We start from the raw sequence: 7,851 nt of genomic DNA, 5'->3' as shown, positions 1-7,851 counted from the left end.
GTACGCGTCACACAGTTTCCGGTGGCTATGTCGGAGGGGTTCCACCCGTTCCCATCCCGAACACGGAAGTTAAGCCCTCCAGAGCCGATGGTACTCCGCGGGAAACCGCGCGGGAGAGTAGGTCGCTGCCGGATTTTTTTTTGAAGGCCCCGAGTCCTCATGTACGTGAGGATTCGGGGCCTTCGCCTTTGCGGGCTCCTGGCGCCTGGTCCCGACGGGATTGGATCCCGCCGGGACCTCCGTCGCGCTACACCGGGGAGATCTCCCGGCGGCGGAAGGGACGCTCCACCTTCTTGTTCGCCGTGCGTTTGAGGGCCCGGGCTAGCAGCCGTCGCGTGTCGCGCGGGTCCACCACGTCGTCCACCATGGCCATCGCCGCCGTGCGCTCGATGCGGATGTGCTGCCGCAGTCCCTCGGCCAGTTCCTTCTTCATGGCCTCGGCGGCCTCGGGGCTTTCCGCACCCTGCAGCAGCTTGCGCGCCGCGATGGACACCATGCCCTCCGGCCCCATCACGCCAATCTCCGCCCCCGGCCAGGCAACCAGCAGGTCCGGCTCGAAGGCTCGGCCATTCATCACATAGTAGCCCGCACCGTAGCCCTTGCGCACCACCACCGTGAGCTTGGGCACCGTGGCGCTCGCCGCCGCGTACATCATCTTCGCCCCGTGCCGGACGATGCCCTGCTGCTCCACCTTCGTGCCCACCATGAAGCCCGGCACGTCCTGCAGGAACACCAGCGGGATGTTGAAGGCATCGCACAGGTTGATGAACCGCGCCGCCTTGTCCGCCGCGTTCACGTCCAGGATGCCCCCCAGGAACATCGAGTTGTTCGCCACGATCCCCACCGGCCAGCCATCAATCCGCGCCAGGCCCGTGATCAGGTTGCGCGCGAACCTTGGTTTGAGGGGGAAGAACTTCCGGTCATCCACCAGCGACAGGATGACCTTATGCATGTCGAACGCCTGCCGCGGGCTGTCTGGCACCACCTTCAGCAGGTCCTCGTCCCGCCGGTCGAACGGATCCGATGACGGCTTGCGCGGCGGCTTGTCCTCGCAGTGCGAGGGGAAGAAGGACAAGTACTCGCGGATGGCAGTGAGGCACGCCGCGTCGTCCGGGTACTCGGCGTCCGCCACGCCGGAGAGCTCGTTATGCACCTTCGAGCCGCCCAGTTCCTCCTCCGTCACCTTCTCGCCCACCACGGACTCCACGAGGTACGGGCCTCCGATGGCGATGGAGCTCGTGCCCTTCACCATCGGCACGAAGTCCGCCAGCGCCGGGATGTAGGCCGTGCCGGCCGCCCCGGGGCCCACCATCGCCGCCACCTGCGGCACCACCCCGCTCATCACCACCTGCTCGCGGAAGAGGTACCCCGTGTCCGCGAAGCTCGCGAGGCGCCGCGGGTCGATGTCGCCCCCCGCCTCGAGCCGCGCTCCCGCCGAGTCCACCAGCCACACCATCGGAATCCGGTTCTTCAGCGCGAGATCCCTCAGCCGCGCCACCTTGCGCTCGCCCACCGTCCCGATGGAGCCGCCAAACACCGTGAAGTCATAGATGGCCGCCGCCACCGGTCGGCCGTCGATCTCTCCCACGCCCGTGATGACGCCGTCCGCTGGCGAGGGCCTGCTCGGCTCCTCCTCCTCGGGGAGGTTGCCCTCCGCTCCCGCCAGCAGCCCCATCTCCTCGAAAGTGCCCTCGTCGAACAGCTGCTTCAGGCGCTCGCGGGCGGTCAGCTTCCCCTTGGCGTGCTGGCGCTCGATGCGCTCCGGCCCGCCCATGCCCTCGCTGCGCCGACGCTGCTCCTCCAGCTTTTCCACCCGGTCCTTCATCTTCATGGTGTGGCCTCCCAGGAGAATCGGGGGCTACCTTGCCAGAGCCTCGAGCACCCCCGGAAGGCTAGAGTGGGGCGGTGTCTTCCATCGCATTACGTGTTCTCGCCCTGGCCCTCGGGGCCGTGCTCGGAGGTTGTACCGAGCCCCCCTCGGAGCTCCGGCGCGCCGCCCGCGTGGAGGGCCGCGTCGAGCTGGCAGGCCCCGCTCGGGGCAATGCGTACCTGTTCCTGTTCGCTCCCGACGAGGCGCCTCCGGAGAACCGGGGCGAGCCGCGGTATGTGGCCGCCGTGCCCGAGGTGCGCCTCGCCGCCGGGGATGCGCGCTTCCGGTTCTCCGAGGTCGGCCCCGATGTGTACCGACTGTGGGGGTTCCTCGATGCCAATGGGGATGCGGACCTCACCGTCGATGTGCTCGCGCAGCCGGGGGCGGGGGATTGGGTGCCCGAGTCGTCCGTCGAGCTGAACGCGCAGCCGGGGCAGGTGCTGCCGGCGGACCTCGTGCTGCCACGCCGGGTGCGGCGTCCACTTCCCTCGTTCCAGGTGGTGGAGCAGGGGGACGGAGGCGTGGTGAGCCTGACGGACTCGGCCACGGCGATTGTCTCGTTCACCGTGAAGAGCGAGGGTTTTGGGGTGCTGCGCGGGGACGAGCCCCGGTTCTTCGTCCGGCTCGCGGATGCCAATGGGGACGGGACCCCGGATGACGTGAACGGGGATGGGGTGGTCGATCTGTGGCCCCAGTTCTTCCTGAACTTCGTGCCCAAGCCCGGGCAGAGCGTGCCCCTCGACAGCCGGGGGCGGCCCGCGCGGGTCATCGTGCCCCTGTTGCCCAATGCGACCCCGTTCCTCACGAGCCTGCAGGGAGACGTGGGCCAAGAGGTCGCCGCCGAGTTGCTGCAACTCTTCGTCATCCCGCTCGCTCAGGCCATCACCGAGGAGCCTGGAAGGGGCAGGGTGGTGACGACGCTCGGCGCTGTGCCGGTGGGGGAGTATGAGCTGTGGGCCGTGAACGAGGAGGGGGGCTTCTGGTTCGTCCCCAATGACCTGGGCCGGCGGAGCGGGGAGCCCCTGCCGAGCCAGGCACTGCGGTTTCGAGTGGTCCACGCTGCCAATGCGGACGCTGGACCAGGCTCGCCGTAGCCAGTTGCCCTTGAGGGGGGAGCAACCCTCCGCTTGGGAGGGCTGCTCATCGGCGGCTCAGCGGCGTCCGATGCCGCTGAGGTAGCCCAGCACGGCAAGCGGCACGACCACCGGCAACATGCGGCGGGCGCGGTAGCCCCAGAAGTCGACCCGGTCCCCGAGCATCTTCAGCAGCCAGTGGCTCGGGTAGTGGTCCGGCAACTGGTAGGCGAACTTGCGGATCGCACCAGAGAGCCCGTGCAGCGGGGTGGAGGTGCCGAAGACCGGTGGCATCGGCTTGTTGGGGCGACCATGCATGGGTGCCGCCGACTTGCCGGGCTGTTGCTCCGGCGGGAAGCGCGTATTCGGCCACGGCTGGGGCTCGCGCATCATCGGGACGCCCGGCCGGCGGGAAGGGTCGAGATCGACGCCCCAGTACTCCGGCCGCGTCACGGGCTGAAGGGATTGGTATCCGGAGTGCCGCTTGACCCTCTCCGGCGTGCTTAGCTCTGGTGTGGGATTCATCAGGGTCTCCGTCCTAGTGAAGGGTTCCGTTGGGGAAGAGCGCCACCTTGATGCAGCCGTCCCGTTTCTGCGCGAACGTGTGGTAGCCCTTGGACGCTTGCTCGAGCGGCAGGCGATGGGTGAAGACCTTGCTCGGCCGGATGCGACCGGCCCGGACGTGCTCGAGCAGGTGCGGCATGTAGCGCTTCACGCTCGCCTGGCCGGTCCGCATCGTCTGCGCCTTGTTCATGAAGGTGCCGAGGTCGACGCCGAGGGACGGAGGTCCGTAGGCGCCGATGAGGGAGATCACTCCGCCCTTGCGCGTCGCGTGGATGGCGAAGTTGATCGCCTGCGGCGAGCCCGCCTCCAGCTTCATGTACACGCCCAGCGCGCGATGAATCGGCCCGCCCGCCGCCTCGCAGCCGACCGCGTCGATGGTGGCGTCAGCTCCGCGCCCTTCCGTCATCCCCTTCACCGTGGTGACGAGATCGAGATCCTTGAAGTTGAGCGTCTCGACGCCAAACCAGTTCCGGGCGAACTCGAGGCGGTAATCGATGTGGTCGACGGCGATGACCCGGCCGGCACCCATCGCCCAGGCCGACCACATCGCGAACAGGCCGACCGGGCCACATCCGAGGACCACGACCGTCTCGCCTCCCTTGAGGTCGCACATCTCGGCGGCCTGGTACCCGGTGGTGAATGCGTCCGTAATGGGCAGGGCGTCGAGGTCCTCGACGTCATCCGGAATCTTCTCGGCGTCCACTCCGATGAAGGGCACGCGCACGTACTCGGCCTGGCCGCCGTCGTAGCCCCCCATCGTGTGCGAGTAGCCGTAGATACCCGTCCCCGCGTCCGTCGCGGGGTTGGTGCTATCGCAACAGGACGTTAGGCCCCGGGTACAGAAGTAACAGCCACCACAGAAGATCTGGAACGGCAGCATCACCCGATCGCCCTTCTTGACCCCCTGCGCTCCCGGACCGACTTCCTCCACGATGCCCGTGAATTCGTGGCCGAACGTGAACCCGATGCGGGTGTCCGGGACGAGCCCATGGAGCAGGTGGAGGTCGGACCCGCAGATCGCCGCGCTCGTCACGCGGACGATGCCGTCCTGGGGGTGCTCGATCTTCGGATCGGGCTTGTTGCGCACCGCGACTCGATACGGTCCTTCGTAGGTGAGAGCTCGCATATGCCGAGCTTGTTCACGAGGCGTGCTACTGCCATCCGTCGGAGGACAAAGGAGAGAGGCCTCCCGAATGCAAGGCAGAGGGGCAGGCGTGTGCACCCACAGCCTGGGAATCTTCTCTTCCGTTACTTGGAGAGACGGCGGACCCAGTCGAAGTACGTGGCCCTCGGGTCCTCCAGCGGATCGCGGAACAGCGCCCGGAGCTCCGCCCGAGCCACCTGGTCCCCGTCGAAGCCCCGGTAGAGCGCGTCTCCCAGCAGGTAGCCCAGTGCGTGGCTGACGCCGTGGAAAAGCCGGTCCTTGCGCAGCGGCAGCAGCTTCACCGCCTCGTCCGGCACCTCCACCTCCGCCGCCTTGTGCGCCAGCACGAACGCGGCGATCTGCCGCTCCACCCCTCGTGCCTCGGCGAAGCGCAGCGCCCACTCGCCCGGCCCCGGGCAGCTGCGCCTCGGGTTCACCAGCTTCGAGCCGAAGAACCCCAGCGCCTCCTCCAGGCACCGCGCGTAGAACGCGTCCGAGGCCCGACGGGGTGCCTCCATCGCGTCTCCCACCGCGCAGTGCCTCACGAAGTGCGCCGCCTCCTCGGCCGCGTGGTTCAGCGACAGCGACGCCAGGTACGCCATCCTCGCCCGGGGGATGTAGCAGCTCTCGCGCGAGAGGATGTGCCGACGCAGCTGCACCAGCTCCCCCTGCGTGAAGCGCCCCCGCTGCTGGATGCGCACCAGCGCGTCCTCGTCCGCCGCCGTCACCACCTCCACCTCGTCGAGTGCCCTGCCTACTGGCACGCCCGCCAGCCGGCCGATCAAGCTCGCCATCTCCCGGAACCGCTCGGCCGCGCTCCGCTCCCGCAGCGGCGAGTCCCCGGCCTCCGCCTCGAGGTAGTCCAGAAAGCTCTGCTGGCACACCACCGGCGACGCGTTCATCAGGCACAGCGAGCCGTCTGGCAGCTCCACCGCCTGGGCCACGCCCGCCTTCCCCTCGTTCGCCAGCCGCCAGTAGACGCCCTCGGCGTTCTGGTACACCACCAGCCCGCGCAGTCCGTGCCCCTCTCCCAGCGCTCGCTCCACCTGCGCCGGAAGGTGGCAGGGCGCCACATGGTACTGGCCCACCAGCACCAGCACCCGGGGCCGATCCTCCGCTCGCGCCACTCGGGCAATCCGCTCCGCCGCGTACGCGTCCCGGAGCTCCAGGGAGCGCTCGCCCTGGGCCCGCCGGTCGATGCCCACCACCTCCAGCCGATGACGCTTCGCGTAGGTCAGCAGCGCGCGCAGGCCGGACCCCGAGCCCTGGCCCGCGCCATGTCCCAGCCGGGCCAGCAGCGCGCGCTCCGCGAGGCGACCCGCCAGGTATGCATCCACCGCCGCTTGGTGCCGGCCCTCCACGCACTCGAGCGCCAGCACCACCCGGCGGCCGGCCTCTCGCACGCCCTCGACGAGCTCCTGGTACGTCTCCTGCGCCAACGGCAGCGTGTGGTAGTCGCCCACGTACACCACGTCCGCCGCCTGCACCTGCTGCGACACCGCCGAGGCTGGCAGCACCCGCTTGTACTCGGACGTGCGCCGACGGTAGCGGGCCTCATAGGCTCGGAAGGCGGCCGACTGCCCATCGATGGCCCGGGCAATCTGGGCCTTCTGACGGCGGAACAGGGCGAGGTGGAGAGCAAGCGACGCGCGCATGGACGATCACAACTCGCACGCGCCCGCCACCCCGGCAAAAATTCGGCGGTTCGCTCCGCCCCCCTTCCTTGACGCGCCGATCCCCCCGGGAGACCATTTGGGCTACCCGTGAAGTCCGTTATTTCGAGCCCACGCCCCGTCCTCCTCGCGCTCGTGCTGCTGGCGGCCATGCCCGTCCACGCCCAGGAGCAGCAGTCGTCGCTGCTCCACACCGCGCCCGCCCAGGCAGAGCCCGGGGTCGCGCTCGTGGTCGATGGCGTCCTCGCCGGCACCCAGCGCATCCTGCGCGTCGTCATCCGCTACCGCGGCCCTGGCGAGCCCTACTCCGAAATGCCCATGGAGTTGCAGTACGGCGACCTCTACCGGGGCGTCATCCCCGCGATGAACATGGTCCCGCCGGGCGTCGAATACTACGTGGAGGGTTTCACCCCCAGCGGCGACCGCGTGCCCCTCTTCAAGAGCGCCACCCGGCCCGCCCGCGTCATCGTCGTCGGTCAGGTGCCCACCGCTCGCTCTCCGCTCTCCGCGTCCCGGCCCGGCCAGGAGCCGCCGCCTCCCACGAAGGCCACGCCCCCGCCCACGAGCCGCACCTCCGAGCCGGAGCCCGTCGCTCGGACCGAGTCTCCCTCGAAGCCCGAGCGTCGCTCCGAGCCCGTCCGCAAGGGCGAGCCCGCCCCGAAGACCGAGCGCAAGCCCGGCCGCGGCTCCGAGTCCGATGACGCCATGGCCGCCCTGACGGCCGACCTGCCCCCCGAGAACGACACCTCCGCCTCGCGTCCGGCCGTGAGGCCCTCCCGCTCCGCCGAGCCCGTGGAGCCTCCGCCCCAGCGCTCGCAGCTCGACGAGGACATGGCGCTCTACACGGCCGAGGACACCCTGGCGCTCGCCACCCGGCACGAGGAGAAGGTGAAGAAGGTGCCCGCCATCGCCGCTTCCTTCGGGCGGGATCAGATCCGCGCGCTCGGTGCGCGCACCGTGGCGGACGTGCTGGACGTGGTGCCCGGCCTCACCATCAGCCGGGATGTGCAGGGCTTCCACCGCGTCGCCGTCCGCGGTCTGCGCAATGACGCCGAGCTGCTCTTCCTGCTCAACGGCCACCGCCTCAACAGCTTCTTCGACGGCAAGGCCCTGATGAACCTGCCGGTGGAGAACCTCGAGCGCATCGAGGTCGTCCGCGGGCCCGGCTCGTCGCTGTACGGCGCCGGTGCCTTCCTCGGCGTGGTGAACATCGTCACCCACCGGGCCGAGGGCGTCCTCGCCGCCGTCTCCGGCGGAGGATTCCCCGCGCTCGATGACCGGCTCGCCACCACCTTCGATGGTCACGTGGCGGGCGCCCATACCTTTGGTCGCCTCAAGTTCTTCGGTGACGCGGACGTCTGGTACCAGGCGGGTGACTCGTCCCCCATCGAGAAGGACGCGCTCGACGCGGAGACCATCTCCCAGAAGCTGCGCGATCCGTTGGAGCCCGCCGGCAACACCCATGACGAGCGCTTCCTCGTCAACCTGGGGCTGGGCTTCGACCTCGAGGTGACGCCCAAGGGCCAC

Annotated in this window: 6 protein-coding genes and 1 rRNA gene; 3 read left to right on the top strand and 4 right to left on the bottom strand. The window is 69.5% G+C overall.

Annotated elements, in window-relative coordinates:
• The first annotated feature begins 17 nt into the window (after window positions 1–17).
• A 5S ribosomal RNA gene (gene rrf / locus VF697_RS13820) occupies window positions 18–134 on the top strand.
• Between the two features lie 113 nt (window positions 135–247).
• On the opposite strand, the gene VF697_RS13815 is transcribed toward rrf, so the two are convergent.
• Entirely contained in the window at window positions 248–1,831 is a 1,584-nt protein-coding gene (locus tag VF697_RS13815; RefSeq protein ID WP_331095073.1) for an acyl-CoA carboxylase subunit beta, read from the bottom strand.
• Between the two features lie 74 nt (window positions 1,832–1,905).
• Between VF697_RS13815 and VF697_RS13810 the strand changes: the two genes are divergently transcribed.
• On the top strand, window positions 1,906–2,964 hold the full coding sequence (locus tag VF697_RS13810) for a hypothetical protein (RefSeq protein ID WP_331095071.1): 1,059 nt from the start codon (window positions 1,906–1,908) through the stop codon (window positions 2,962–2,964).
• A gap of 57 nt (window positions 2,965–3,021) precedes the next feature.
• Here the strand turns inward: VF697_RS13810 and VF697_RS13805 are convergent, their stop codons facing one another.
• The 3 genes from VF697_RS13805 to VF697_RS13795 form a co-directional block, all read right to left on the bottom strand.
• Window positions 3,022–3,261, bottom strand: a complete 240-nt coding sequence (locus VF697_RS13805) for a hypothetical protein (RefSeq protein WP_331095069.1) — start codon at window positions 3,259–3,261, stop codon at window positions 3,022–3,024.
• A 220-nt stretch (window positions 3,262–3,481) separates the two neighbouring features.
• Complete coding sequence (locus VF697_RS13800; protein ID WP_331095067.1) at window positions 3,482–4,633, bottom strand: zinc-dependent alcohol dehydrogenase; 1,152 nt, start codon at window positions 4,631–4,633, stop codon at window positions 3,482–3,484.
• A 122-nt stretch (window positions 4,634–4,755) separates the two neighbouring features.
• Window positions 4,756–6,306, bottom strand: a complete 1,551-nt coding sequence (locus tag VF697_RS13795) for a ChaN family lipoprotein (RefSeq protein WP_331095066.1) — start codon at window positions 6,304–6,306, stop codon at window positions 4,756–4,758.
• A gap of 108 nt (window positions 6,307–6,414) precedes the next feature.
• On the opposite strand from VF697_RS13795, the gene VF697_RS13790 reads away from it, so the two are divergent.
• Window positions 6,415–7,851 (top strand): TonB-dependent receptor plug domain-containing protein (locus VF697_RS13790; RefSeq protein WP_331095064.1); only part of this gene is annotated, 1,437 nt, incomplete at its 3' end.

It is taken from the genome of Archangium sp. (assembly GCF_036388035.1).
Classification (GTDB): Bacteria; Myxococcota; Myxococcia; order Myxococcales; family Myxococcaceae; genus Archangium.
This window is presented reverse-complemented; position numbering and strand designations above follow the sequence as displayed.

Bases quoted from the DNA above. Each gene is read 5' to 3' on its own strand.
- VF697_RS13805 (WP_331095069.1), bottom strand. From the start codon at position 3,261: ATGCATGGTCGCCCCAACAAGCCGATGCCACCGGTCTTCGGCACCTCC.
- VF697_RS13795 (WP_331095066.1), bottom strand. From the start codon at position 6,306: ATGCGCGCGTCGCTTGCTCTCCACCTCGCCCTGTTCCGCCGTCAGAAG.
- VF697_RS13800 (WP_331095067.1), bottom strand. From the start codon at position 4,633: ATGCGAGCTCTCACCTACGAAGGACCGTATCGAGTCGCGGTGCGCAAC.
- VF697_RS13815 (WP_331095073.1), bottom strand. From the start codon at position 1,831: ATGAAGATGAAGGACCGGGTGGAAAAGCTGGAGGAGCAGCGTCGGCGC.